The organism is Saccharothrix sp. NBAS 001 (genome assembly GCF_056640475.1).
On sequence record NZ_CM153251.1, the window covers coordinates 3,345,233 to 3,370,904 of the forward strand.

A 25,672-nucleotide genomic window follows, 5' to 3' on the forward strand; every position below is an offset into this window, starting at 1 on the left:
GCGCCGTCCCGTCGCACCCGGTCCAGTTGATCTACCCTGGGCCGATGGCACGGACACGCCTTTACCGGCACGGTGTGCTGGAGGCCGAGGGGCTCCCGGTCCGCGAGGTGGCCCGCCACCTGCACGACGAGGGCGTCCTGATGTGGATCGACCTGTGCGGACCGTCGCCGGACGACCTCGCCGCGCTCGCCGAGGACCTGGGCCTACACGCGCTGGCCGTCGAGGACGCGCTGCAGGCTCACGAGCGCCCCAAGCTGCACCAGTACGACACGCACATGTTCCTGTCCGCCTACGCGGTGCGGCTGGACGAGCCGACCGGGCGGCTGGAGCACGCCGAGCTGTCCGCGTTCGTGACCAGGCAGGCGCTGGTGACCGTGCGGGACGACGACCGGTTCGACATCGGCCGGGTCGTCGCCAGGTGGGACGAGTCGCCCCACCTGGCCGGGAGCGGTGTCGGGTACCTGGCGCACGGGCTGCTCGACTGCGTGGTGGACAGCCACTTCGAGGCCGTGCAGGCGCTGGACGAGCACATCGAGCGCCTGGAGGACCAGGTGTTCGACGTCCGCCCGGACGACGTCGACATGCAGCGGCGGACGTTGGCGCTGCGCAGGTCGCTGGTCACGCTGCGCCGGGTGGTGCTGCCGATGCGCGAGGTCGTCAACGGGCTGATGCACCGTGACCACGACCTGGTCGACGGCGCGCTGATGCCCTACTTCCAGGACGTCTACGACCACGTGCTGCGGGCGGGCGAGTGGACCGAGTCGCTGCGCGAGATGGTCGCGAGCATCCGGGAGACCCGGCTCAACATCCAGGGCAACCGGCTCAACCTGATCATGAAGAAGGTCACCGGGTGGGCGGCGATCATCGCGGTGCCGACCGCCGTCACCGGGTTCTACGGGCAGAACGTGCCCTACCCCGGTTCCGGCGAGGTGTGGGGCTTCTGGGTGTCCACGGCGGCGATGGTGCTGATGTCCGGCGGGTTGTACGTGACGTTCAAGCGACGGGATTGGCTGTGACGTGCGCGCGCCGCCGGCGGGGCCGCGATGGTTGATTTCAAGGGTTGGTGGTCGTAGGCGGTCAGCGAGCGCATGATCGGCTGGCCGGTGTGGTCGTTGTGCCGGATGGCTGCGGTGGGGGCGAGGACGCGTTGCGGGACGCGGGCGATCACTCCCGCGGGTGTGCGTCCGCCGTGTCGTTCGAGGTCGAGTCGGGCGTTGAGGGTCTGGTCGATCGACTCGACGGTCTGGCGCAGCGGCTTGGGTCGGTGTCGAGGATGTCGAGCGGGGTGGTGCGTTCGTCGGCCTCGGCTCCGGTCAGGGCGTAGGCGACCGGCAGACCTCCCGGGGTGCGGACCAGGTGGAGGCGTGGCCCCGGAACCGGCGGGAATGGCCGGCGCAGTAGCCGTACCGGGCCCATCCGGCCAGGTCCGGGCGTTTCGTGGTCTCGCGGGACCGACCGCATTCCACCGGGGAGGAGTCGACCACCCACACGTCGTCGGTCCACAGCGCGGTGTCGACCGCCAGGACCCTGATCACGACCTTGAGCAGGCCGGACGCCTTGCACAGCCGCTTGTTGCAGCCGGGTTGGCCGGGCAGGTATCGGAACAGGCGCCCCAGGCGGGTGCGGGCGTGGCACCGCCACCTGGCCTCGGAGGTGAACCCGAGCAGTGCCCGCATCACCGCCCGGGGCGACCAGCTCCGCATCGGTCAACCCGGGTCGGATGCCGACCCGGACTCCACGGGGCCAGGTGCGGCGCGGCCTTCAGCAGATCGCCGGTCCTGACGTGCGGTCGCGCGGGTGTCGATGCCGGTCGTCACAACCCGCACATCGACACCCCCGCCCCCTGTCTCCAGGCGCCTACCCCTTGGAATCAATCATCTGAGCGGGGACCGGGTCCGCGACGGGCCGGCGGCGTTCGGGATCCGGGCCCGGTCGGTGCCCACGCGCTGGTCGGGTTCGGCGACTTCCACTGGGTGGTCGACGGCCGGTGGTTCGCGACCATGGCCGATCTGGCGCACAAGCTGCACTGGGGGACCGGGTCGTCGCCGCGCCGGCCGTTCTGCGCGCGGCGGCGGCGCCCGCGCGGCCCGTGGAGGTCGCCGTGGACAGGTAGGACGGTCTGGAGTCGGTGCCGGCCGGGTTCGACCGGCCGGCCGGGCTGGTCCGCCGGGCGGCGGGCGGTGGTCACACACGGCGAGCCGCACCCCGGCACGATCTGCGGCGGTACGCGGAGACCACCGGGCACGTGCCGGACGTCGACGCGCTCGCGCTGTACTGGCTGCGGTGGGCGCTGGTGGACGTGGCGGGGTTCGCGTCGTGGTTCCACGGGCCGCGCGGGACCTCCGAGGACGCGTCGACGGCGTGGCGCGGTCTGGTCCGGACGCTCGACCACCTGTAGGCGTCACACGATGTGCGCCTCCGGCCGGATCGGCGCGTCGCCGGCGAACCGCTTCGCCGACAGCGGCGTCACGTCCACGAACGGGGCTCGCCCCAGGTGCAGGTCGCGCAGCACCTCGCCGACGGCCGGTGCCTGGAGGAACCCGTGGCCGGAGAACCCGGTGGCGTACAGGAAGTTCGACGGCGAGTCGGCCCGGCCGATCAGCGCGTTGTGGTCCGGGGTCACCTCGTACAGGCCCGCCCAGCCCCGGTGCACGCCCGCGTCGAGCAGGCGCGGCGCGCGGCGGGCCATGGCGTCGGTGAGGGCGGGCAGCCACCGCGGCGAGTAGTCGAGGTGGAAACCGGGCTCCTGCGCCGGGTCGGACATGCCCAGCAGCAGGCCCCGGCCCTCCCGGTGGAAGTAGAACGAGGTGCCGAAGTCGATGGTCATCGGCAGCCGGTCGGGCAGGTCCGGGATCGGGGCGGTGACCAGCACCTGCCGCCGCACCGGGGTGACCGGCAGGTCCACGCCGGCCAGCGCGCCGACCCCGGCCGACCACGCCCCGGCCGCGCAGACCACGGTGCCGGCGCGGATCGGGCCGCGGTCGGTGCGCACCGTGCGGACCTCGTCGCCCACCACCTCCAGGCCGGCCACCGACGTGCCGGTGAACAGCCGCGCGCCCAGCCCGCGCGCGGCGACGGCGTAGCCCAGGACGACCGACTCGGGCGTGCAGTGGCCGTCGTCCGGCGAGAACGCGGCGGCCACCACGTCGTCCACCTCGACCAGCGGCGACAGCTCCCGCGCGGTGCGCGGGTCGACCATCCGGCTGGGCACGCCGAGGCGGTTCTGGAGCACGACGTGGCGTTCGAAGGCCGCCGCGTCGTCGTGGTCGGTGAGCAGGAACAGGTAGCCGACCCGGTGCAGGTCGATCTCCTGCCCCGGGCGGGTCCGGAACCGGGCGAACGCCTCCAGGCTGCGCGCGCCGAGCCGGATGTTCAGCTCGTCGGAGAACTGGGCGCGCACCCCGCCGGCCGCCTTGCAGGTCGAGCCGGACCCGAGTTGGGCCCGTTCCAGCAGCACGACGTCGGACACCCCGGCCTCGGCCAGGTGGAACGCGGCGCTGACCCCGACGACCCCGCCGCCGATGATCACCACGGACGCCTCGCTCGGCAATTCGGCCACCGCGACCCCCTCTCCCCCGGCCCGCCCATCGTGGATCACCGGACCCGCCCGCGTCGAGCGCCGCGATCCCCCTCGCCCCGGGACCGGCCGGCGGGGACAATCGGGTCGGTGACGCCACGGGTCCACCTGCGGGAGATCACCGACGACAACCGGACCGAGGTGCGCCGGGTGCGGGTGCGCCGCCGGCAGCGGCGGTTCGTGGACTCGGTGTCCGAGTCGCTGGCCGAGGCGGCGGCGACGCCCGAGGCCGCGCCCTGGTGCCGGGCGGCGTACGCGGACGACGTGCCGGTCGGGTTCGTGATGCTGAGCTGGAACGCGCCGCCCCGGCCCGGCGTGCTCGGGCCGTACTGCCTGTGGCGGCTGCTGATCGACCGCCGCCACCAGCGGCACGGGTACGGGCGCGAGGCGCTGCGGCAGGTGATCGACCTGGTCCGGGCCGACGGCGCGGCCGAGCTGCTGACCAGCTACCAGCCCGGCGTCGGCGAGCCGCTGCCGTTCTACCGGCGGTTCGGCTTCGAGCCGACCGGCGAGGTGGACGACGGCGAGGTCGTGCTGCGGCTGAACCTGACCCGGCCCACCGGGTGAGCCGGAGGTGGCCGCGCCGGCGCGGTTCGGGCAGCGCCGGCCTCGCGAAGCCGTCCAGCGCGCCCGGCAGGTACGGGAAGATCGCGGTGCACCCGTCGGCCGCCCCGCGCCGGTGCCACTCCTCGACGTGGTCGGCGATCTCCTCCGGCGGGCCGACCAGCGTGCCCGCGTCGTCGCCGATCTCGGCCGCCGGCTCGCGCACGGTCGGCCCGCGCCCTCCGGCACACCTCGGCCTGGCCGCTGCGGGACGGTTGGACTCCGGCAGGTCCGGCAGCGGCCCGTCCAGCGGGTGGTCGACCAGCGACACCCCGCCGAACTGGTGCCCCAGGTGCGCCGCCGCCACCTGCGGCGGCAGCAACGTCCGCAGCGCCGCCGGATGTCGGCCGCGAACTCGACCGCCCGGTCCAGGTTGCGCTGCCCGGAGAACACCACGGCGGCGACCCGCGCCGCGAACCGCCTGCCGTCCTCGGACGCGCCGGCCCGCACGACCACCGGCCGTCCGGCCCAGTCCGTGCCCCACAGGTCGACCACCAGCACGAACTCGTCGGTGCGGTCCGGTCGCCGGGGATCGGCTGCCGGCCGGCCCGGCCGCGCGAGAGGTGGTCCAGCGAGGCGAACTCGCGGGCGGTGTGGAACGGCTGGTGCCCGGCCGTGCGCGCCGCGCCGACCAGGCCGATCCGCCGGGTGGTGCTGGACAGCGCGGACAGCGGTGTCAGCGGTTCGACCGGTTCGGCGTCGCCGACCGGGTACGCGTCGAACCCGGCGTGCGTCGCGAAGTCCGGTCGACGGCCGGCGCGGCCGGCCCGAGGAACCCGGTCACCGGGTCCACCCCAGTTCCGGCGCGATCTTCGCGGCCAGCACGTCCAGCCGGTGCTGGGCCTGGTCGAGCGTGGAGCTCTCGGCCTGGACGGCGGCGATCAGGTGCGTGTCGAACACCGGGTCGGCGCGCAGCGACGCCACGATCTCCTCCGGCGCGCCGTACTGGACGTTCATCAGCCGCAGGAGTTCGTGCACGTCGATCCGGTCGTGCGGGGCCCAGCCGGCGGCGACGTGCAGCGGCAGGTAGCGGGCCACGTCCGGGGCCAGTTCGGCGGCGGCGGTCGCCTTGTCGGCGGCGGGGAACACCCCGCGCACGGCCGCCGCCCGGGGTCGGGTGGGGCCCGCGTCGAGGTAGTGGCGGGCCAGGTCGCGCTGCACCGGGTCGGCCGGGCCGACGCCGAGCAGCAGCCCGCGCCCGGCCCGCGCGCCCCGCCGCACGACCTCCGCGCGCAGGCTGGACTCCCACAGCCGGCCGGCCAGGTCGTGCGGGGCGAGCAGGTCGGTCAGGGCGGCCAGGTTCCGGTCGTAGTCGGCGTGCCGGTGCGCCACGTCCCGCCCGAACGCGGCGAACTCGGCCGGCACCGGCGCGCCGCTGCCCAGGCCGAGTTCCAGCCGGCCACCGGACAGCTCGTCGAGCGCGAGCGCGTCGCGGGCCAGCCGTGCCGGGTCCTCCAGCGGCAGCACGGTCACCGCCGTGCCCAGCCGGATCCGGCTGGTCCGCTCGGCCACCGCGGCCAGCAGCACCAGCGGCGAGGGCAGCCGGCCGTGCTCGGGCCCGAGGTGGTGCTGGGCGACCCAGCCGGACTCGTAGCCCAGTTCCTCGGCGGCCACGAACAGCTCCACCAGGCCGCGGTAGAGGGTGCCGGCGGGCACGCCCTCGCCGTGCACGTGGGTCAGGAACCCCAGGTGGAAGGTCATCGCCGCCACCCCAGCGCGGGCGCGATCACCGTCGCCACCCGGCTCAGCTCCTCGACCGCCGCGTCCACGTCGACCAGGGTGACCACCGGCAGGAACCAGCTGTCCGCGTTGAGCAGGTCGACCAGGCCCGGTTCGGGCACCGCGAACCGGGGCCGGCGGGCGGCCTGCGCGTAGGCCAGGGCGATGTGCCGGTCGGCGGTGAGCAGACCGTCGCCGTCCCGGCCGACCCGGGCCGCGTCGCCGGTGTCCGCCGCCCGCCGCCAGATCCGCTCCGCCAGCGCCGGCGCGGTCGGCTGCCCCGCCTCGCCGCGCAGGGCGGCGCGCACCGCGTCCGGTTCGTCCACGCCCAGTTCCAGCAGCCCGCCGCTGAACGCGTCCAGCACGGCCGCGTCCTCGGCCAGCCGCAACGGGTGCGCGAAGGTCGCCGCCACCGCGCCCAGCCGCAGCCCCGGAGCCCGCACGGCCGCCGCGCCCAGGAACACCAGCGGCGACGCCAGGTGCGCGCCGATCCAGCCGCCGTCGAAGCCGAGCCGGCTCGCGGCGGCGAAGACGTCCAGCAGCTTGCGCGGATCGGTGTCCCCGCGCAGGTGGAACCCCAGCTTGAACGTGCTCACCCGGCCTCCTCGGGAAGTCGCGGCACGGCGTCGAGCAGCGCCCTGGTGCGCGGGTGCCGTGGGTCGCGCAGGATCACTCCGGTCACGCCCTCCTCCACCACCCGCCCGTGCTCTATCACCGCCAGCCGGTCGCAGAGCCGCTGCACCACGCCGATGTCGTGCGACACCAGCACCAGCGACAGCCCGAACTCCGCGGTCAGCCCGGCCACCAGGTCGATCACCTGCGACCGTACCGCCGCGTCCAGCGCGGCGAACGGCTCGTCGGCCACCAGCACCTTCGGGTTCGGCGCGAGCGCGCGGGCCAGCGCGATCCGCTGCCGCTGGCCGCCGGAGAACTCGTGCGGGTAGCGGGTCGCCGCGTCGGGGTCCAGCCCCACCGCCGCCAGCACCTGCGCGACCCGGGCGTCGTGGTCGCCGGGGACGTCCAGGCACTCCAGGGGTTCCGCGACGATCTCGCGCACCACGTGCCGGGGGTTCAACGAGCTGAACGGGTCCTGGAGCACCACCTGCACCTCGCGCCGGAACCACGTCAGGTCGCGGCCGACGACCTCCCGGCCCCGGTAGCGGACGGTGCCCGCGTCCGGCCGGTCCAGCGCCAGCAGGAGCCGCAGCAGCGTGGACTTGCCGGACCCGGACTCGCCGACGATGCCGAGCCGGCCGCCTTCGGCCAGCGACAGGCTCACGTCCCGCACGGCGTGCCGGAACCCGGCCCGTTCGAACACCTTGCGGCGGGGCAGCCGGAACGACCGGCTCACCCCGTCGGCGGCCAGCAGCGTCACGAGACCTCCCCGCGCCGGAACGACCCGGCGCGGGCGAGCGCCACCAGCTCCCGGGTCGACGGGTGCGCCGGGGAGCGCAGCACGTCGGCGAGCACGCCCTGCTCCAGCAGCCGGCCGCCGCCCAGCACCAGCACCCGGTGCACGACCTGGGCCAGCACCGCGAGGTCGTGGGTGATGAACAGCAGCGCGGTGCCCTCGTCGGCGACGAGTTCGCGCAGCAGCCGCAGGATCCCGGCCTGCACGGTCACGTCCAGCGCGGTGGTCGGCTCGTCGGCCAGCAGCAGCGCCGGACGGCAGGCCAGCGCGATCGCGATGCCCACCCGCTGCCGCTGCCCGCCCGACAGCTGGTGCGGGAACGCGCGCACGGCGTGCTCCGGGTCGGGCAGGCCGACCTTGTCCGCGAGCCGCACCGCCTCCGCGCGCGCCGCCTTGCGGGACAGCCCCCGGTGCGCGCGCAACGGCTCGGTGATCTGCCTGCCCACCCGCATCAACGGGTTGAGCGCGGTCCGGGGTTCCTGGAACACCATGGCGATCCGCGCGCCGCGCACCGCCGACAGCTCCCGGTCGCCGCGCCCGAGCAGCTCGACCCCGTCGAGCCGGACGCTGCCCGACACCGCCATGCCCTCGGGCAGCAGCCCCAGCAGGGCCAAGGCCGTCAACGACTTCCCGGAACCGGAACCGCCGATCAGCCCGACCCGCTCCCCGGCGTCCAGCGCGAAACCCACGTCGTCGAGCAGGGTCCGCGCGCCGGACCGCACGGTGAGGCCGGCGACCTCCAGCAGGCTCACCGGGAGGTCACCAGCCTCGGGTCGGACGCGTCCCGCAGCGCGTCGCCGAGCAGGTTGAACCCGAGCACGGTGATCGCCACGGCCAGGCCCGGCCAGATCACCAGCAGCGGCCGGGCCGCGATGTACGCCTGCTGCTCGTGCAGCATCCCGCCCCACGACGGCGAGGACGGCGAGGCGCCGTAGCCGAGGTAGGTCAGCGCGGCCTCGGCCAGCACCGCCAGCGCCATCACCAGCGACAGCTGCACGATCAGCGTGGGCGCGACGGTCGGCAGCAGGTGCCGCCGCACGATCCGCCCGGTCCGCGCGCCCGACGCCCGTGCCGCCAGCACGAAATCGCTGCCCAGCGCGGAGGCCAGCTCCGCCCGCGCGACCCGCGCGACGCCGACGCCGAACCCGATGCCGATCGCCGCCACCACCGTCGCCGCCGAACTCCCGTAGACCGCTGCCAGCACCATCGCCAGCAGCAGCGTCGGGAACGCCACCAGGACGTCGACCAACCCCACCGCCGAGGCGGCCACCGGGCGCGGCGCGAGGACCGCCGTCAACGACAGCAGCAGGCCCACCGCCGCCGCGACCGCCGCCGACGCCACCGCCGTGACCAGCGTGCCGCCCGCGCCCGCCAGCAACTGGCTGAACTGGTCGTGCCCGATCCGGTCGGTGCCCAGCAGGTGCCCCTGCTGGAACGGGAGCAGCCACGCCCGCCCCGGATCGGCGGCGCGCGGGTCGAACGGCGTCCACCACCACGACACCACCCCGCCGGTGGCCAGCAGGGCCAGGACGACGACCCCGAAGACGCCGCCGGGCTTGCGCAGCACCGCGCGGATCACCGGGGGTCCCGCAGCCGGGGATCGATCAGCCGGTGCGCCACGTCGACCGCGAAGCCGATCAGCAGCACCGCCGCCACCACCAGGAACACCTCGCCCTGCACCTTCACCAGGTCGCGGTTGCCCACGTCGGTCACCAGCATCGAGCCCACCCCGGGCAGGGTGAACACCCGCTCGACCACCACCGCGCCGACCACCAGCGCCGCCAACTGCAACCCGAGCACCGACACCACCGGCAGCGCCGCGTTGCGGAAACCGTGCCGCCGCAACGCCTGCGCCCGCGTCAAACCCTTGGCGCGCGCGGTCCGCACGTAGTCGGCGTGCAGCACGCCCAGCACCGCGGACCGCACGAACCGCAGCAGCACCGCGCCTTCGGTCAGGCCCAGCGCGATCCACGGCAGCACCAGGCTCCGCGCCGCCGCTCCGGGATCACGCCAGCCGTCGACCGGGAACCCCTGCGCCGGCAGCCAGCCCAGCTGCACCGAGAACACCAGCACCAGCACCAAGCCCAGCCACAGCGTCGGCACGGCGATCCCCAGCTGCGCCAAGGCGCTGATCGCGGTGCCGGCGAACGAACGCGACCGCAGCGCCGCCCACGTCCCGAACGGCACGGCGACCGCCAGCGCCACCACGACCGCACCGGCCGTCAACGGGGCCGTCACCTGGAGCTTGCGCCCCAGTTCCGCGCCCACCGACGTGCCGTTGAGCTGCGAGCGGCCGAAATCCCCGTGCAGCACACCGGACAGCCACGTCCCGTACTGCACGTGCACCGGCCGGTCGAGCCCCAGGTCCGCGCGGATCGCGGCGAGCTGCCCGGGATCGGCCTGGAGGCCGCCGATCGTGGCGGCCACGTCGCCGGGCAGCAGCCGCAACAGCACGAACACCAGCGCACTGGCCGCCGCGAGCGACAGCACCAGCAGCCCGGTCCGCCGCAGCAGGAACCAGGTCACTTGGCCACCGCGAGCGACGAGAGGTCGTAGCGGTTGGTGGTCTCCGCCTTCGGGACGCCGTAGACGCCCTTGCGCACCACCGTGTGCGTCTGGTTGAGGAACAGCCAGTCGGTGGCGGCGTCCTCGGAGATCTTGCGCGCCACCCGCTTGAGCAGGCCGTCCCGCTCGCCGTCGCCCGACGCGGTCCGCGCCTGCGCGTACCACTGCCGGACCTGCGGGTCGTCGTAGCCGAAGTAGTAGCCGGGCTTGCTGTAGTTCACCAGGTCCCGCGCCTCGGCGTGGTCAACCAGGCTGAGCTGGAAGTCCTTGTCCCGGAACACCTGCGAGAGCCAGGTCTGGAACTCCACCTGCTTGACGACCAGCGTGATCCCGACCTCCTTCAGGTTCGAGACCAGGACGTCGCCGATCGCCCGCGAGTAGACCGACGGCACGGTCAGGGTGAGTTCCAGGCCGTTCGGGAAACCCGCGCCGGCGAGGAGCTTGCGGGCGTTGTCGGGATCGTGCGCGTCGATCGCGGTCAGGTCTTCGTACCAGGGGTCCTGCGGCGGGACCGCGCTGCCGATCGCGGTGCCCGCGCCGACCGCCTTGATCACGTCCTGCTTGTCGATCGCCTGCCGGATCGCGCGCCGCACGTCGGGGTTGGTGAACGGCGCGCGGGTCCCGTTGAACGCCAACGTGAACTTGTCCGTCGTGGTGCCGCGCAGGACCGTGTACCCGTCGCCGGTGAACGGCTGGAGCAGCGTCGGGTCGGCCGCCGTCTGGACGTCGGTCTCGCCGGTCTGCTGGGCGTTGTTGGCGGCGTTGGGTTCCGGGATGTAGTGGAACACCACCTTCGCCACCTTGGGCCGGGCGCCCCAGTAGTCGTTGTTGCGGCTCAACGTGATCGTCGAGCCCCGGTTCCACCGGGTCAGCGTGAACGGGCCGGAGCCGTTGGCGCTGCCCGCGAGCGAGGCGAAGTCCGTGCCCTTGCGGTAGACCGCACCGCCGCGCTGGGTCAGGTTCCACAGCAGGAACGTGTCGCGTTCCTTCAGGGTGACCACGACCGTCGCCGGGTCGGGCGCGGCGACCGACGCGACGGACGCGAACTCGGCCGCGAAGACGGCTTTCGAGCCGGGCGCGGCCTGCTGCTCCAGCGACCACGCGACGTCCGCCGACGTGAGCGGCGTGCCGTCGTGGAACTTCGCGCCGGACACCAGGTGGAAGGTGTAGGTCAGGCCGTCGGGCGACACCTCGTGCGAGGACGCCAGCCGGGGCACGATCCTGTCGTTGTCGTCGGTGTCGACCGACAGCAGGCCCTCGTAGACGTTGTCCAGCAGCACTTGGTCGAGCGCCGCGCCGGCGGTGGAGAACAGGTCGAGCCCGGTGGGTTCCAGCACCAGCCGGACGTCGACCTCGGCGTCCAGGTCGAGCCGGTCGTCCGGCGGCGTGGCCTCCTGGCTCGCGGCGACCGCGCCGGGGTCGACCGCCCCGCCGGTGCCGCAGGCCGCGATGGACAGGCACACCGCGATCAGGGCAGCCGGGATCCGGGCAAGGCGTCGCATGGTTCTCCTCGGTACGGCGTCAGCCGCGGGTGTGCGCGGCGACGAAATCGGCGAAGACGCGGTGCACTTCGTCGCGGTCGACCTCGTTCAGGATGTTGTGGCGGTCCTCGGGGAAGACCGCCAGGCGCGCGTTCGGCAGCACGTCGGCGGCGCGGGCGGCGCTCGCGGCGGGAGCGAGGTCGTCCTGCTCGCCGTGCAGCAGCAGCACCGGCAGGTCCAGGCGCGGCACCACGGCGTGCGTGCGGGGTGCGGCCTCGGTCAGCGCCCGCAAGGTCTCCCGGCGCAGCCCGCCCTGCCAGGTCAGCGGATCGTCGCGGATCTGCTGGGCGTAGCCGGTGTGCCGGGTCATCTCGCCGGGGTCCTTGCGCAGCTCCCACGGGTCGACCCCGGAAGCCAGCAGGGCTTCCAGCGGTGACGCCTCGGGGAGCAGCGACGCGCCCGTCAAGACCAGCGCGACCGGGGCCTTCTCCTTGCCCAGCAGGCGTTCCCCGGTCAGCAGCGTCGCCACGGTCGCGCCCAGCGAGTGGCCCGCGAGCACCACCGGCAGGCCGGGGTGCGCGGCGCGGGCCAGGTCCAGCGAGGTCTCCGCGTCGTCCACCAGGTCGTCCACCGAGCCGACCAGGACCCGTTCGCCCTCGCTGCGGCCGTGCCCGGCGTGGTCGTGCGCCCAGAACGCGAACCCGGCGCCCGTCAACGCCGCCGCGAGCGGCTCGTAGCTGCCGATGTGCTCCCCGAGGCCGTGCAGGAAGACGACCACGGCGTCCGGTTCGGCGGGACCCCACTGTCCGAAGTGGACTTTTCCGGTGCGGCCCGCGAACTCACCCATCGGCCAGACCCCGACCCAGGTCGGCGATCAGGTCGCCGACGCCCTCGATGCCCACCGACAGCCGGACGAGGCCCGGTGTCACGCCGGCGGCCACCTGCTGCTCCGGGGTGAGCTGCGCGTGCGTGGTCGACGCCGGGTGGATCACCAGGCTGCGCACGTCGCCGATGTTCGCCAAGTGGCTGAACAGCTCCAGCCGGTCCACGAACCGGCGGCCCGCCGCCAGGCCGCCCGCCAGCTCGAACGAGACGATCGCGCCGACGCCCAGCGGGTGGTAGCGCTTGGCCGCGTCGTGCCACGGGCTGCCGGGCAGCCCGGCGTAGTGCACCTCCGTCACCTGCGGCTGCTCGACGAGCCACTCGGCGACCGCCCGCGCGTTGGCCACGTGCCGGTCCAGCCGCAACGACAGCGTCTCGATCCCCTGCAACAGCAGGAAGCTGTTGAACGGCGACACCGCCGGACCGAGGTCGCGCACCAGCCTGGTGCGCAGCCGCAGGCTGTAGCCCACGTCGCCGAACTCCTGCCCGAACACCAGGCCGTGGTAGCTCGGGTCGGGCCGGTTGAGCTGCGGCCAGCGGGCCGGGTCGGCGGTGAAGTCGAACCGGCCGCCGTCGACCACGACGCCGCCGATGCCGGTGCCGTGCCCGGACAGGAACTTGGTGGTGGAGTGCACGACGACGTCCGCGCCGTGCTCGATCGGCCGCGACAGGTACGGCGTCGGCACGGTGTTGTCCACCACCAGCGGCACGCCGGCCGCGTGCGCCACGTCCGCGACCGCCGCCACGTCCAGCACGTCGCCGCGCGGGTTCCCGACGGTCTCCGCGTAGAGGGCCTTGGTGTTCGGCCGGATCGCGGACCGCCACGCGGCCAGGTCGTCCGGGTCGCGCACGAAGTCCACCGCGATGCCCAGGTCGGCGAACGTGTGCGCGAGCAGGTTGTACGTGCCCCCGTACAGCGCGGCGGAGGACACCACGTGGTCGCCGGCGCGCGCGATGTTCAACAGCGCCAACGTGGTCGCCGCCTGGCCGCTGGCCACGGCGACCGCCGCGACCCCGCCCTCCAGGTCGGCGATCCGCTCCTCCACGACCAGCGTGGTCGGGTTGGACAGCCGGGTGTAGGCGTGGCTCTCCAGGTCCCGCAGGGCGAACACCTCGGCGGCGTGGTCCGCGCCCTCGAACGCGAACGACGTCGTCTGGTAGATCGGGGTGGCCCGCGCCCCGGTCGCCGGGTCGGGCCGCGCGCCCGCGTGGACCTGCCGCGTCTCGAACGACCAGCCGCTCATCCCCGGTCCGCCACGACGTCGGCCCACCAGCGCCGCGCGACCTCCGGGTGCGACCGCAGCCAGCCGACCACCGCGTTGTCGCCGAACGCCGCGTGCAGCGGGTTGTCCGCCTCCTGGCTCACCCCGCGCGCCCGCGCGGCCAGTTCCGCGGGCAGCTCCAGCGGCTCGACCACGGCGTCCAGCCGGGGCCCGAGGAAGAACGGCACGGAGTACCGCTCGACGCCGGCGGGCGGGCTGACCACCCGGTGCCGGGTCGCGGTCAGGTACCCCCGGGTCGCGATCTCCAGCATCTCGCCGATGTTGAACACGAAACTGCCGGGGACCGGTGTCGCGTCGATCCACCCGCCGTCCGCCGCCTGCACCTGGAGCCCGCCGACGTCGTCCTGCTGCAGCAGCGCCAGGTAGCCGTAGTCCTTGTGCGCGCCCACGCCCTGGTCGGCGTCGTCGGCCGGGCGGCCGGGGTAGCGGACGATCTTCACGTGCGTCGACGCCTCGTCGTCGAACCACGTGTCGAAGTAGCCCTCGTCCTGGCCCAGCGCGGCGGCGAGCGCGCGCAGCACCTCTCGGCTGACCCGCAGCGCCTCGGCCTGCCACGCCAACGTCGTCTCGCGCAGCGCGGGCAGGCCGGCGGGCCACTGGTTGGGCCCGATCAGCCGCCGCCACAGCGGATCGCCCGGACCGACCTCCGGCGCGGCCCGCTCGGGGCCGATGTCGAGCTGCTCGCGCCAGTCCGGCGCGCCCCCGGTGTACTCGTGCCCGGTGCGGGTGTAGCCGCGGAACTGGGGCGAGTGGACGTTCTCGACGGCCAGCCGGGTTTCCAGCGGCAGCGCGAAGAACTCGCGCGCGGCGACGAAGATCCCCGACGTCAGCTCGTCCGGCACGCCGTGCCCGACGACATAGAAGAACCCCACCTCGTGCGCCGCGCGGCGCAGGTCCGCGAGGAACGCGGCGCGGTCGGCGGCGGGGTCGCGGAAGCGGGAGATGTCGATCAACGGCAGCGCGGGAGCGGTCGAGGGACTCACGAACCCGAGCGTAGGGCGATCCGACCTGGCGAAACGCGCTTCCCACATCCCGGACACGCTTGCACGTTCGGGTGAACCGGGTGCACGGACGGTTCCTGCCGGGTCCTCGCGCCGGAGGTTCCCCGGCGACCGCGCGGCCGCCGGGGAACGCGGGGCTCAGGAGCCGAGGTGGTCCCAGGGGTTGGCCGGCTGGTCGTCGATCGCGGTCCAGAACCGGCTGGGGTCGCCGGCGGCCCACCAGCCCCAGCCGCCCCGGCCGTCGTGGAACTCGGCCATCCGCCAGCCCGCGCCGAACTGGGCCGCGCACAGCGCGTTCGCGGCGGCGAGCGAGGTCAACGACGTGCCGACGACCGGTGTGGTGATCCGCGCTTCGCCACGCGCCCACCCGTTGTAGTAGTCGGCGGGGTTGATCCCGCTCGGCACCTCCCGCCCGTCCTGGAGCAGGCACAGCACCGGCAGCTTCGAGGTGACCGGGGTGTCGCCCCGGTAGGCGTCGGTCTTCTTGTCCGACGTCCAGTCGACCAGGTCGCGGTTCCACTCCTGGGCCCGCTTGGTCCACGTCATCGCGCGGCCGGTGGTGGTGTTCCACGGGTTCGCGGGCTGGTCGTTGATGTAGGTCCAGACCCGGTTCAGGTCGCCGACCGCCCACCAGGACCAGCCGCCGCCACCGTCGTGGTGCTCACCCATCCGCCACCCCGCGCCGAACCGGCTGGCGCAGTACCCGTCCGCGGCCGCCCGGCTGTACAACGCGTACCCGGACACCGGCGGCGTCAGCCGGACTTCGCCGCCGCTCCACCCCTCGTGGTAGGTCGGGGTGATCCCCGGCGGCACCGGCAGTTGCGATTTCCGCAGGCACAGCACGGGCAACGAGCTGTCGCACGGCGTGTCGCCGCGATAGGCATTCGTGTGGACGTCGGACCCGACGATGGTCAGATCGCGGTCCCACAATTTGTTCCGGACCGTCCAGGTGACGCCCGTGCACTCTTCCGCAGCCGTGGCACCGGCCTGCTCCGCTTGCGCCACACCAGGGAAAACCGTGGCGGTGACGAGCAGGAGAGCCCACCCGAACGACGATCTTCGACTCACGACGCACTCCTTGGTAGATTCCAATGCGAGGGAGCAATCATCGTTTCCACAACGTATTCGTGATTTCGTCGGGCAACAACCGCCGACCGCATGAACGCGCACTTCCGCCGTTGTGCGGCTATTCCACGACAACACCGGGAAACCATTCGGACGCACCACCCGGTGCCCGGCGGGAGGACGAACGCGCGATGCCGGCGGGCGTTGCGGAGGGCCGGCCGAGGTGCGGCGCGCGGGTCCGGGCGAGGTGGTCGCGCGGCGGTCGGTCGAACCGCCCGCCCCGATCGCCGCCGAATCCGGTCCGCCACTCGGCCGACGACGAACGGCGGCGGCTGCGCGGCGTGCCGACCAAGACCCGGAGCCGACACCCCGGCGCGGGGCCGGAACCCGGCCCGGTGCGGGCGCGGGCGGCCCGGCCGGACTGTGACGATCACTCGTCTTTCCGGGCCTTTCCCGGGGGATTCGCTGACTTTCCGTGGCTTTCCCTACCCCACAGTGACTTTGTTCCCTCCCACGGAGGCCCGCGCCGTGTGACGCTGCACGGGTGGACAACAACCTCTACTGGCTCCGGCGCGCGATCGCGGAGCACGTCTCGCCGCTCGCGTCGGAGTGGGCTCCGGTGCTGTGGTCCGCCGAGCGGGCCTGTTGCTGCCTGGCCAAGCCGGCCGTCGTCGTGCTGGTGACCCTGCCCGACGACCCGGCCCGGCCGGTCGACCTGCTGCTGTGCCGCTACCACCACGAGCGGTCGCGCAAGGCGCTCGCCGGGTCCGTGGTCTACGACGCGGGCGACGCGGCGCACTGCCCGCCCCAGTCGCACCGCTGACCAGACGACCGCTACCCGCGTTCGCCTCCGACCAGCCCCACCACCGGTGACGGAGTGCCGCCGTGAGCGCTGCGCGCGACCACGATCGCGCCCGGCGCGGCGACCAGGAACGACTCCAGCCGCCCGCCCGAGCCGTCCACCCGGACCGGCACGCCGGCCGCCGGCGAGCCGTCGAAGTCCTGGAGCACCACCGTCATCTCGCGGCCGTTGTCGGCGCACTCGCGGACGTAGGTGGTGGCGGTGGTGACGTCCGCCGTGCGGTCCTGGCACGCGCTCGGGTCGAGCGGCCGGGTCGTGCCGGTCGCCGGGTCGAGGCTGTGCACCTCCTTGACGGTGGGCCCGTCCTGAACCTCCAGCAGCACCCGGGGCCCGACGTCGACGCGCACGACCCAGCGCGGATCCGGCTGGTAGAGCAGCTTTCCGGTCTCCGCGTCGAACAACGCCCGGGTGACCGCACCCGGTGCCGCCCGGGTGGAGAGCAACTGCGCCCAGACCACCGCACCGTCCGGGGCGCCGGCGAGGTGGACGTCCAACCGGCGGCCGTCGGCCCGGCCGAGCCGGACCTCGTGGTGCCACCGCTCCGCGCCGGTGGTCTCGTCCAGCGCCACCAGCCGGGCGGCGTCCGGGCACTCGACGGCGGTGAGCACCGTGGTCTTGCCGCGCACGGCCCGGGTGAACGGCGCGGTGCAGCCCTCCGGCGGGGTCCAGCGCCACTTCTCGTCGCCGGTCGCCAGGTCGTAGCCGGTGAGCACGTCCTGGTCCCGCAGCGCCAGCACGGCCGTGCCGGGGACCACGGCCCCGATCTCCGCCAGCACCGACGGGACGACCTTCTCGAACCGCACGGCCCCCGTGTCGGCGTCCAGCGCCACCAGCAACTGGCTGCGGGTGTCGAGCACCGACCGGAACGCCGCGACGACCACCCGGCCGTCCTTCGACGCGGTCAGCGCGGCCACGTGCGCGCCCCGCCGGGTGTAGCGCCACTGCTCGTCGCCGTCCGAACCGTCCAGCGCCGCGACGACCCCGCCGCCGACCCCGACCACCACGCCGTGCCCGGCCGCCACCACCGCCGCGACGTCGGCCGGCGGCTGCCACGCCCACTGCCGGCCGGTCAGCCGCTCGGCGACCGGCGGCGGCGCGAAACCCCGCTCGTCGCGGGTGGTGGACCGGACGATCAGCGCGTCCGCCCCGACCGGCGCGAGCACCGCGGCGGCCACCGCGACGACCGCCGCCAGCGCGCCGACCGGCCGCAACCGCCAGCTGTCCGACAGCCCGGTGCCGATCGCGACGGCCAGCGCGCCCACCGCCAGCACCGGCAGGCGCGGCCCGGTCAGCCCCGCGCCGAGGTCGGGCACCAGGATCCGCAGCACCAGCGCCAGGGCGGCCACCGCGCCCAGCACGGCGGCGATCCGCGCGACCTTCGACCGGGCGAACCCCAAGGCGGCCACCGCGACCACGGCCGCCGCCAGGCCGATGACCGGCCCGTCCACCGGTTCCGATCGCGCGGCACCGCCCGGCAGGAGGGGTGCGGCGACGGCCGCCGCCGCACCGACGAGCGTCAAGTAACGCAGCATGTGTGGGAACCTCCGCCGCTCAGACGGAAGATCGGCACCGCGCGTTCCGTCCCGGACGTGAACTCCCGGTGCCGCGCTTCACCCCCCGAAGTGAGCGTTCGTCCAGTTCAGCACGGCGGTGCGGTAGTCGGCGGCGTTGGGCGCGTAGCCGAGGGTGTGGCCCGCGCGCGGGAGCAGGAACGCGTCCACGGGGGTGCCCGGCGAGAAAAACGGCTCCTCGGCGTCGAGCAACCGCGTGCGGTCTTCGCACCGCGACGCGCAGAACAGCGAGTCGACCTGGCCGTCCACCAGGAGGACCGGCACGGTGATCCGCCGCGTGAGCGGGCTCAGGAACGCCTCGGTCACCAGGTCGGGCACGAGGGTCGCGGGGAACTGGTCCTTGGTCGCCTCGTCCGCCGCGAGCACCGCCGGGTCGACCACGCCCGGGTCGTGGAACACGTTGCGCGCGCCCGACATCGTGGTGACGTAGCCGGGGTCGCCGCCGCGCGCGGCCAGCACCGGGTCGAGCACCGCCGGGCGGAGGCCCTCCACGAAGACCCGCGCCACCTCCGGGAGGTCCACCGAGTGGCTGAACCCGGTCAGCACCACGCCGTCCACGTCGCCGTAGGTGGTCGCCTCGACCACCGCCAGCCCCGCGCCCATCGAGTGCCCGACCAGCACGACCCGGTCGAAGCGGTGGCCGAGGACGCCCCCGGACCGGAGCCCGCCGACCACCTGGTGCACCACCGAGGCCTGGCCGGTGCCGGTGACCAGGGTGCTCAGCGGCTGCGAGCTGTCGCCCGAGCCGATGCCGTCCACCGCGAACGTCGCCACCCCGCGCCGCGCCAGGTCCCGCTGGTAGGAGAACCGGCCGCGGTCGAAGGGCAGGTCCCAGTAGTGCCGGTTGTAGGTCGCGCCGTGGACCAGGAGTTGCACGGTGTCGGGTGCGGCTCCGGCGGGCAGGCAGAGCTGGCCGTGCACGGTCTGGGCGAACAGGCCCAGCGACACCGGCAGGTCGGTCTCGGCGCACGCGACGGCGGGGCCGGCGTGCGCGGGCGGGGTGAACAGGCTCGCGGAGAGCAGGAGCGAGGCGGCCAAGGCGCGGAGTCGCACGGCGAATCCTCTCGGGGATTGCGTGGTGGGGACAAGGAGGGTGGCGAGCACGCTACAACCGTTGCAGCGGCGTCCACTTTCAGGGAATGGCGATCACCTGGTCGAGTGGCGGCACTCCCTCGGCCGACGACGGCCCGGCGAGCGACCCTCATTGTCCACAGAGGACTTCGAGGCCCACCGCCACCGGCCGACCGGCAGACGGTGATCACACCGATCGCGGACCGGTCCGGTGTGACGACCGGGTCAGGCGAGGGGGCGAACGCCATCGGGCTCCGCCGTGCCGCTCCCCCGGTGAGTCGGGTCAACGTGCGCAGGCAGGCATTCCCGTTGTGCTCCAACGGGAACTCCGGCAGGCCGGGCGGCGTCACGCCGGGCCTTCCGGTCAGGAACCCGGCGAGCGGACCACCACCCGCGCGGGCCGCCGCACGACGTGCAGCGTGCCGGTCTCGTCGAACCGGCCGTGGTCGCCGGTCCGCACCCAGCCGCCGGGCAGCCGGGGCGAGGGCGCGCCGACGTGGCACAGCGGGGTCATCGGGCCCAGGGCGCAGATCTCGCCGTCGACCACTCGGATGTCGGCGACGGCGGGATCGGGCCGGCCCACGCCGCGCTCCGGGGTCGTGGTGTGGCAGCTGACGCCGTCCGACGAACCGTGGACGTCGACCACGTCGACGCCGAACACGTTCCGGCACGCCCGCAACACCGGCAACGGCAGCACGTCGCCGCCGGCCACCACCGCCCGCAGCGACGAAGTGTCCACAGTGGACGCCATCGCGGCCATCCGGGCCAGCATCGCGGGCACGCCGAACACGTGCGTGGGCCGTTGGCCGGCGATCATCCGCAGCGCGGCGGCGGCGTCGAACCTGCGCAGCAGCAACACCGTGCCGCCGAACCGGCACAACGTGACCGCCGCACCGAACGACCCGAACACCGACGACAGCGGCACCAGCACCAGGTCCCGCCACACCGCCGTGTCCCGGTGCACGGCCCGCACGTAGTTGCCCTGGCCGCCGGCGATCGCGTTGTGCGAGTAGGCCACCATCGTCGGCGCGGCCTCGCCCCCGGCCGACACCAGGATCCGCGCCGGGGCCTCCGGGTCGACCTCGACCGGCTGCCAGGCCGGGCCCCTGGCCGTCACCGGCAGCACCTTCCGCAGGTCCGGCAAGCCTTGCGGGGCGGGCGAATCGGTGATCAGCGCGCCGGCCCGGGACCGGCCGAGCAGGCTGACCGCGTCCGCCAGGCCGCCCGCGAAGGGCAGCGCCACCGCGCCGATCGCCGCGACGGCCAGTTCGCCGATCACCGCGTCGCGGCTGTTGGGCACCCGCACGCCGACGATGTCCGCGGGCCCGAACCCGTGCAGGGCACCGGCCAGCCGGCGCACCTCGGCGTCCAGCGACGCGTAGTCCAGCGAGCCCCGGTCGTCCACCACGGCGGTGCGCCGGGGGTGCCGCGCGACCCGTTCCCGGAACAGTGAGTACAGGTCGCGGTCCGGGCAGTGGCCGGCCGCCACCCAGGCCCGGCGGGACGCCTCGGGCACCAGGTCGCGCAACTCGACGCCGTTGGAGGAACACCAGGTCATCGCGGGAACCCCCGGAGCGAAGCGGAGAACACCCACCCGTACCGGCGCGGTGCCGTGAGGTCGGTGCGCACTGGCGCGGTCGGAGCGGGTTCGGCGCCCCGGCCGGACACCGGCCCCCGCCGGACTCCACCCGACGACCACCGGGACGAGCCGCCCAACGGCTCGGCCGACCGCGACGCGATCCCGTGCGCCGCCGTCACAACCGCCGCCCGTGCACCGAGTAGAACACGCACGACGACGCCCGGAACGCGGGATCGGCCAGCACCGCGCGCACCCGGTGCAGGTCCTCGTCGGTCATCCCGGCCTCGACCAGCCGGTCCCGCAGGTGGTGGGTGTGGTGCGCGAGCAGCCGGACGGCGGGCGAGTCGGCGCGCCACGGCTGGGTCACCGGCACCGGGTCGACGTCGACCAGGCCCGCCTCGACCATCGACGCGGCCACCTTGCGGCCCCACTCGCCGTCCGCCCCGGCCGCCGCGAACACCCGATCCCGCGCCGCGACGAACTCCGCGTACCGCCGGGCGGCGTCCTCGTCCGGCGCGACCAGGACCGGTGCGTAGCTCCTGTCGAACTCGTCGACCTGCAACCAGCCGCCGGGTCTGAGCGACAGCGCGAGCTTGCGCAGCACCGCTTCCCGCTCGGGCAGGTGGGCCAGCACGAGCCGGGCGTGCACCAGGTCGAACTCGCCCTCGGGCAACGGGTCGCGCACGATGTCGTGCCGCCGCACGGACAACCCCGGCGCCGGTGGCACGTGCCTCGGGTCGAGGTCGGTGGCCAGCACCGATCCGCAGCGGTGCGCGAGCCACTGGGCCACGCTGCCGCCGCCGGCGCCGACCTCCAGGCACCGCCAGCCCTTGCGCACACCGGTCTGCCCGAGCCGGGCCAGCGTGATCGGGTCGTAGGCGGCGGACAGGCAGCGGAACTGCTCGGTGGTGTGCGGGCCGCGCTCGGCGACGACCGTCACGTCCGCCGCGCGGTGCCGACCCCCGGGCGGGCGGCCCGGCCGTGCCGCCGCAGCGGATGTCGTGGCTCGCTCGGGCACGGCGTCGAACCGCCGGCCCGGCGGCGGCGCGGTCGCCGACCGGTGCGCGGCGGCCTCACCGGGCAACGTGCCCGTGTCGTGCGGTTTCACACGCTCTCCTTCGCGGCTTCGGCGAGCACGCGGGCGGCGGCCCGGCGGCCGGAGCGCACCGCCGACTCGCCGCACGGCATGACCCCGACCCAGTCGCCCGCGTAGTCCACGACCCCGCTGGGCCGCGCGGCGAACGCGGCGCGCAGCGACACCGCGCGCGGCGTCGCCTCCGGCAGCCCGTACCGGAACCGGCGCACGACCGCGTCCCGGGTCGCCGCCCGCAGCCCCGGCACGAACTCCTCGCCCGCGGTGGCCAGGATGTCCGCCACGTCCGCGTCCGACGCCTCCAGCAGCCGGTGGGCGACGTTCGGGTGCGCGACCAGCGTGACCAGGCCCCGTCCGGCGGGTGCCCGGTCCGGGTGCTTGAGGTGGTCGAACACGATCGTCGACAGCGTCCGGCTGGCCACCCCGGGCACCAGGACCAGGAAGGTCCTGGCGGCCGGCCGCCGGTCCAGCACCAGGTGCACCTGCACCACGGGCGCGAAGTTCGACGCCTCCAGGAACGGCCGCTCGTGCGCCGGCGGGTTCGGGTAGACCCGCCGGGCGAGCGGCGCGGGCACCGCCAGCACCACCGAACGCGCGCGCAGTTCGTTGCCGCCGAAGGAGATCCGGGCCGACTTCGGCTCCGCGACGACCTCGCGGACCGGGCCGGCGGTGGTGACGTCGACCCGTTCGGCGAGCAGCCGCACCAAGGTGTCCGCGCCGTCGCGGTGGGTGCGCCACCCCGACGACGGCCCGACCGACGACAGCAGCGCCAGCAACGGCCCGGCCGACGAGCGCGCCGGGTCCCAGCCGCAGAACCCGGAGACCACCGGCTGGCACAGGTAGTCCAGCAGGTCGGAGTGGTGCCGCGCGGCGAACGCGGCGACCGTCTCGGCGGAGGCGTCCTCGGGCCGGTCGAACTCGTGCCGGCCGCGCAGCAGCCCGACCAGGTCCAGCCGGGCCCGCGCGGACAGGCCCGCCCCGGTCAGCAGCCCGAGCGGGTGGCCGAGACCCGGCCGGACCCGGCCGTCGCGCCACACGCCGAGCCGGCGGCCGATCCTCGGCACGTCGGCCCGCGCCACGCCGAGGTCGGCGAGCAGCGACCAGGTGGCGTCGTGGCCGCGCTCGGGGATCACCTGCGCGCCGGAGTCGATGAGGAACCCGTCGTGGTGCAGCGTCGCCATCCGGCCGCCGATCCGGTCGGACGCCTCCAGCACGTGCACCTCGCGCCCGGCCTTGGCCAGTTCGTGCGCGGCGGTGAGCCCGGCGACGCCCGCGCCGACCACCACCACGTCGACGTCCGGGGTCATCGCAGGTTCACCGCCGCGGGCGCGCCGGCCGGCGTGTCCGGGGTGTGGTCGGCACGGCCGTCGACGGCGTCGGGCGTCGTCGGCCGGACGCACGCCACCGCGCGGCCCGGGGCCGCGAGCGCGGTCAGCACGGGTCCTCGGACGTCATGGCATCTCCTCGGGACAGCGCGAACCGGCACACCTCGTCGGCGACGTGCTCGACCTGGGCGTCGGTCAGCTGGGGGTGGACGGGCAGGGCGAGCTGCCGGCGGCACGCCAAGGACGCCGAGGGCCAGTCGCGGCCGGGCGCGGCGTGCCGCGCGAACGCGGGCTGGTAGGGCAGCGGTGTCGGGTAGTGGACGTGGCTGTCGACGCCGCGCGCCGCCAGGTGGTCGCGCAGCGCGTCACGGCGTTCGACGAGCAGCGAGTAGACGTGGAAGCAGCGGCCCTCCCGACCGGGCGGCGGCGCCACCACGCCGGGCAGGCCGGTGAAGCGCCCGGTGTAGTAGTCGCCGATCCGGGCCCGCCGCTCCAGCCGCTCGGGCAGCCCGGCCAGCCGGTGCAGCTGGAACGCCGCCATGATCTCGTCGAACCGGCTGTTGTAGCCGACCCGGTGGTGCCGGAAGCGGGTCGTGCCGTCCTGGCCGTGGTTGCGCAGCATCCGCACCACGCGGCCCAGCGCCGGGTCGCCGGTCACCACCATGCCGCCCTCGCCGGGCATCCCGAAGGTCTCGGCGCGGGCGAAGGAGAACACGCCCGCGTCGCCCCAGGTGCCCGCCGCCCGGCCGCCCAGCACGCCGCCCAGGCCGGCCGCCGAGTCCTCCAGCAGCCGCGCGCCCGCCCCGGTGGCGATCCGGCGCAGCGCGGGCATGTCGGCCATCGCCGAGAACACGTGCGCGGGCATGATCACCCTGGTCCGCCCGGTGACCAGCTCCGCCACGTCCCCCGGGTCGACGACCGCCGTCGACGGGTCGACGTCGGCGAACACCGGCGTCGCGCCGCGCAGCACGGGCGTGGCGGCCAGTGGCGCGCCACCGCAGGCGGGGACGATCACCTCGTCGCCGGGGCCGACGTCCATCGCGTCCAGCAGGAGGGTCAGCGCGGAGGTGCCGCTGCCGCAGGCGACGGCGTCGGCCGCGCCCACCGAGTCGCGGATCGCGGCCTCCAGCGCCGCGGTGCGCGGGCCGAGGATGAACCGCTGGTCGGGTGCCCGGCCGATCTCCTCGACCAGGTCGAGCAGCACCTCCTGGTCGTCGTCGAACACCTCCGGCGGGCAGAACGGGACCGTCACGCGCGCCTGCCCGCGTAGAACGCCTCGACCTCCGCGCACACCACGTCGACGTCGGCGTCGGCCAGGTCCGGGTAGAGCGGCAGCGCGACCGCGCGCCGGCACGCCGCCTCCGCCTCGGGGAAGTCGCCGGGCCGGTGCCCGAGGTCGGCGAAGCACGGCTGGAGGTGCAGCGGCGTCGGGTAGTAGACCTCGGTGCCGACGCCGCGCGAGGCGAGGTGCGCGGCCAGCTCGTCGCGCCGCTCGACCTCGACCACGTAGACGTAGAACACCCCGCGCACGCCCGGCCGCACGGACGGCAGCCGACGCACCCCGGGCACACCGGCCAGCCGCTCGGTGTAGCGGTGGGCGAGCACCGCGCGGCGGTGGATGTCGGCGTCCAGCCGGTCGAGCTTGGTCAGCAGCACGGCGGCCTGGATGTCGTCCATCCTGCTGTTCACCCCCGGCAGCCCGGTCGTGGTGGCGATGCCGGGGACGTTGTCCAGGGTCCGGCCGAAGCGGCCGTGGTGGCGCAGCGCACCGACCGTCTCGGCGATCGCCGGTTCGTTGGTGAGCACCGCGCCCGCGTCGCCGAGCGCGCCCAACGTCTTGGTGGGGAAGAAGGACAGCACTCCGCCGACGCCGAGCAGCCCGGCGTGCACGCCGCCGTGGCGCACGCCGATGGCCTCCGCGCTGTCCTCCACGACGGTGAGGCCGCGGGCCTCGGCGACGGCGTCGAGGGCGGCCATGTCGGCGGTGTGCCAGAACAGGTGCGCCGGCAGCACGAACCGGGTGGCCGGTCCGGCGACGGCGGCCACCGACGCCGCGCTCAGGCCGTAGCCCTCCGGGTCGATGTCGGCGAACACCGGGCGCCCGCCGGCCAGCACCACCGAGGACGCGGTGGCCACGAAGGAGAACGCGGGCACCACCACCTCCTCGCCGGGGCGCAGCCCGCACGCCCTGAGCAGCAGCACCAGCGCATCCGTGCCACTGTTGACGCCGACCACGTGCCGGGCCCCGGTGTAGCGCGCCAAGGCGCTTTCCAACTCGGCCACCCCGGCACCCGGTGAATACCTGCCGTTCCGGATCGCCCGGACAATGTTCTTCCGCGTTATCGGCCACTGTCGGGAAAAGGTGGCGGATTGCGTGAAGAATGGGACTGGCAGCGTACTCACCTCCGCTGTCGAAGCTCGGTTCGGAGCGTAGGACAGGGGCTCTGGGGCACGCTCGCACGCACGGGAGTTCACTCTTCCTGGTCAACTACGGCGGACTCCGTTGACAGCACGGGCCAAGTCGTACAACGTCGTTATCGATCAAATTCGGTCGCTTTATTCGTACGTCTTGCGAACACGCCGA

The 25,672-nt window shown here is 74.6% G+C and carries 24 protein-coding genes and 2 pseudogenes; 4 read left to right on the top strand and 22 right to left on the bottom strand.

Annotated features, from left to right (window positions below):
* Positions 1-44: 44 nt before the first annotated feature.
* Positions 45-1,016 carry a magnesium transporter CorA family protein gene (locus AC0HI0_RS14085; RefSeq protein ID WP_480932794.1) on the top strand — a complete coding sequence of 324 codons (972 nt, stop codon included), beginning with the start codon at positions 45-47 and terminating at the stop codon, positions 1,014-1,016.
* Here the strand turns inward: AC0HI0_RS14085 and AC0HI0_RS14090 are convergent.
* Positions 911-1,768, bottom strand: a pseudogene (locus AC0HI0_RS14090) (transposase family protein). The gene AC0HI0_RS14085 and the pseudogene AC0HI0_RS14090 overlap by 106 nt on opposite strands.
* A 360-nt stretch (positions 1,769-2,128) precedes the next feature.
* Between AC0HI0_RS14090 and AC0HI0_RS14095 the strand changes: the two are divergent.
* Positions 2,129-2,398 carry a hypothetical protein gene (locus tag AC0HI0_RS14095; RefSeq protein ID WP_480932795.1) on the top strand — a complete coding sequence of 90 codons (270 nt, stop codon included), beginning with the start codon at positions 2,129-2,131 and terminating at the stop codon, positions 2,396-2,398.
* 3 nt (positions 2,399-2,401) lie between these two features.
* Here AC0HI0_RS14095 and AC0HI0_RS14100 read toward each other — a convergent pair whose 3' ends face one another.
* Complete coding sequence (locus AC0HI0_RS14100) at positions 2,402-3,559, bottom strand: NAD(P)/FAD-dependent oxidoreductase (protein WP_480932796.1); 1,158 nt, start codon at positions 3,557-3,559, stop codon at positions 2,402-2,404.
* A gap of 108 nt (positions 3,560-3,667) precedes the next feature.
* On the opposite strand from AC0HI0_RS14100, the gene AC0HI0_RS14105 reads away from it, so the two are divergent.
* A complete protein-coding gene (locus tag AC0HI0_RS14105; protein ID WP_480932797.1) occupies positions 3,668-4,144 on the top strand; it encodes a GNAT family N-acetyltransferase in 477 nt (158 codons plus the stop codon).
* Here the strand turns inward: AC0HI0_RS14105 and AC0HI0_RS14110 are convergent.
* The 12 genes and pseudogenes from AC0HI0_RS14110 to AC0HI0_RS14165 form a co-directional block, all read right to left on the bottom strand.
* Positions 4,057-4,944: pseudogene (locus AC0HI0_RS14110) on the bottom strand (LLM class flavin-dependent oxidoreductase); the annotation flags it as partial. The gene AC0HI0_RS14105 and the pseudogene AC0HI0_RS14110 sit on opposite strands and share 88 nt — an antisense overlap.
* 16 nt (positions 4,945-4,960) lie before the next feature.
* Positions 4,961-5,881, bottom strand: coding sequence for an LLM class flavin-dependent oxidoreductase (locus tag AC0HI0_RS14115; protein WP_480932798.1), 921 nt, complete (start codon positions 5,879-5,881; stop codon positions 4,961-4,963).
* The gene (locus AC0HI0_RS14120; RefSeq protein ID WP_480932799.1) at positions 5,878-6,495 is read right to left on the bottom strand and encodes an LLM class flavin-dependent oxidoreductase; all 618 of its coding nucleotides are present in this window, start codon (positions 6,493-6,495) and stop codon (positions 5,878-5,880) included. The genes AC0HI0_RS14115 and AC0HI0_RS14120 overlap by 4 nt, the downstream gene beginning before the upstream one ends.
* A complete protein-coding gene (locus tag AC0HI0_RS14125; protein ID WP_480932800.1) occupies positions 6,492-7,274 on the bottom strand; it encodes an ABC transporter ATP-binding protein in 783 nt (260 codons plus the stop codon). Before AC0HI0_RS14125 ends, AC0HI0_RS14120 begins: the two co-directional genes overlap by 4 nt.
* Positions 7,271-8,062, bottom strand: a complete 792-nt coding sequence (locus tag AC0HI0_RS14130) for an ABC transporter ATP-binding protein (protein ID WP_480932801.1) — start codon at positions 8,060-8,062, stop codon at positions 7,271-7,273. Before AC0HI0_RS14130 ends, AC0HI0_RS14125 begins: the two co-directional genes overlap by 4 nt.
* The gene (locus AC0HI0_RS14135; RefSeq protein ID WP_480932802.1) at positions 8,059-8,889 is read right to left on the bottom strand and encodes an ABC transporter permease; all 831 of its coding nucleotides are present in this window, start codon (positions 8,887-8,889) and stop codon (positions 8,059-8,061) included. Before AC0HI0_RS14135 ends, AC0HI0_RS14130 begins: the two co-directional genes overlap by 4 nt.
* The gene (locus AC0HI0_RS14140) at positions 8,886-9,836 is read right to left on the bottom strand and encodes an ABC transporter permease (protein ID WP_480932803.1); all 951 of its coding nucleotides are present in this window, start codon (positions 9,834-9,836) and stop codon (positions 8,886-8,888) included. The genes AC0HI0_RS14135 and AC0HI0_RS14140 overlap by 4 nt, the downstream gene beginning before the upstream one ends.
* Positions 9,833-11,377: an ABC transporter substrate-binding protein gene (locus AC0HI0_RS14145; RefSeq protein WP_480932804.1), complete on the bottom strand. Its 1,545-nt coding sequence runs from the start codon at positions 11,375-11,377 to the stop codon at positions 9,833-9,835. Before AC0HI0_RS14145 ends, AC0HI0_RS14140 begins: the two co-directional genes overlap by 4 nt.
* A gap of 19 nt (positions 11,378-11,396) precedes the next feature.
* Positions 11,397-12,203 carry an alpha/beta fold hydrolase gene (locus AC0HI0_RS14150; RefSeq protein WP_480932805.1) on the bottom strand — a complete coding sequence of 269 codons (807 nt, stop codon included), beginning with the start codon at positions 12,201-12,203 and terminating at the stop codon, positions 11,397-11,399.
* Positions 12,196-13,482, bottom strand: coding sequence for a bifunctional o-acetylhomoserine/o-acetylserine sulfhydrylase (locus AC0HI0_RS14155; protein WP_480932806.1), 1,287 nt, complete (start codon positions 13,480-13,482; stop codon positions 12,196-12,198). The genes AC0HI0_RS14150 and AC0HI0_RS14155 overlap by 8 nt, the downstream gene beginning before the upstream one ends.
* Positions 13,479-14,552 (bottom strand): isopenicillin N synthase family dioxygenase, encoded by a 1,074-nt coding sequence (locus AC0HI0_RS14160; protein ID WP_480932807.1) that lies wholly within the window; start codon positions 14,550-14,552, stop codon positions 13,479-13,481. Before AC0HI0_RS14160 ends, AC0HI0_RS14155 begins: the two co-directional genes overlap by 4 nt.
* Positions 14,553-14,660: 108 nt before the next feature.
* Entirely contained in the window at positions 14,661-15,590 is a 930-nt protein-coding gene (locus tag AC0HI0_RS14165; RefSeq protein WP_480932808.1) for a hypothetical protein, read from the bottom strand.
* Positions 15,591-16,131: 541 nt separating this feature from the next.
* Between AC0HI0_RS14165 and AC0HI0_RS14170 the strand changes: the two genes are divergently transcribed.
* A complete protein-coding gene (locus AC0HI0_RS14170; RefSeq protein WP_480932809.1) occupies positions 16,132-16,410 on the top strand; it encodes a hypothetical protein in 279 nt (92 codons plus the stop codon).
* An 11-nt stretch (positions 16,411-16,421) separates the two neighbouring features.
* Here AC0HI0_RS14170 and AC0HI0_RS14175 read toward each other — a convergent pair whose 3' ends face one another.
* The 8 genes from AC0HI0_RS14175 to AC0HI0_RS14210 all read right to left on the bottom strand — a co-directional run bounded on the left by AC0HI0_RS14175 (position 16,422) and on the right by AC0HI0_RS14210 (position 25,371).
* A complete protein-coding gene (locus tag AC0HI0_RS14175; protein ID WP_480932810.1) occupies positions 16,422-17,981 on the bottom strand; it encodes an outer membrane protein assembly factor BamB family protein in 1,560 nt (519 codons plus the stop codon).
* Positions 17,982-18,059: 78 nt separating this feature from the next.
* Positions 18,060-19,073: an alpha/beta hydrolase gene (locus AC0HI0_RS14180; protein ID WP_480932811.1), complete on the bottom strand. Its 1,014-nt coding sequence runs from the start codon at positions 19,071-19,073 to the stop codon at positions 18,060-18,062.
* Positions 19,074-19,455: 382 nt separating this feature from the next.
* Positions 19,456-20,649 carry a class I adenylate-forming enzyme family protein gene (locus AC0HI0_RS14185; protein WP_480932812.1) on the bottom strand — a complete coding sequence of 398 codons (1,194 nt, stop codon included), beginning with the start codon at positions 20,647-20,649 and terminating at the stop codon, positions 19,456-19,458.
* A 196-nt stretch (positions 20,650-20,845) separates the two neighbouring features.
* Entirely contained in the window at positions 20,846-21,778 is a 933-nt protein-coding gene (locus tag AC0HI0_RS14190; RefSeq protein WP_480932813.1) for a class I SAM-dependent methyltransferase, read from the bottom strand.
* Positions 21,775-23,070, bottom strand: a complete 1,296-nt coding sequence (locus AC0HI0_RS14195) for a protoporphyrinogen/coproporphyrinogen oxidase (RefSeq protein WP_480932814.1) — start codon at positions 23,068-23,070, stop codon at positions 21,775-21,777. The genes AC0HI0_RS14190 and AC0HI0_RS14195 overlap by 4 nt, the downstream gene beginning before the upstream one ends.
* On the bottom strand, positions 23,067-23,201 hold the full coding sequence (locus AC0HI0_RS14200) for a hypothetical protein (protein WP_480932815.1): 135 nt from the start codon (positions 23,199-23,201) through the stop codon (positions 23,067-23,069). The genes AC0HI0_RS14195 and AC0HI0_RS14200 overlap by 4 nt, the downstream gene beginning before the upstream one ends.
* A complete protein-coding gene (locus tag AC0HI0_RS14205) occupies positions 23,195-24,340 on the bottom strand; it encodes a DegT/DnrJ/EryC1/StrS family aminotransferase (protein ID WP_480932816.1) in 1,146 nt (381 codons plus the stop codon). The genes AC0HI0_RS14200 and AC0HI0_RS14205 overlap by 7 nt, the downstream gene beginning before the upstream one ends.
* Entirely contained in the window at positions 24,337-25,371 is a 1,035-nt protein-coding gene (locus tag AC0HI0_RS14210) for a DegT/DnrJ/EryC1/StrS family aminotransferase (RefSeq protein WP_480932817.1), read from the bottom strand. Before AC0HI0_RS14210 ends, AC0HI0_RS14205 begins: the two co-directional genes overlap by 4 nt.
* Positions 25,372-25,672 lie beyond the last annotated feature (301 nt).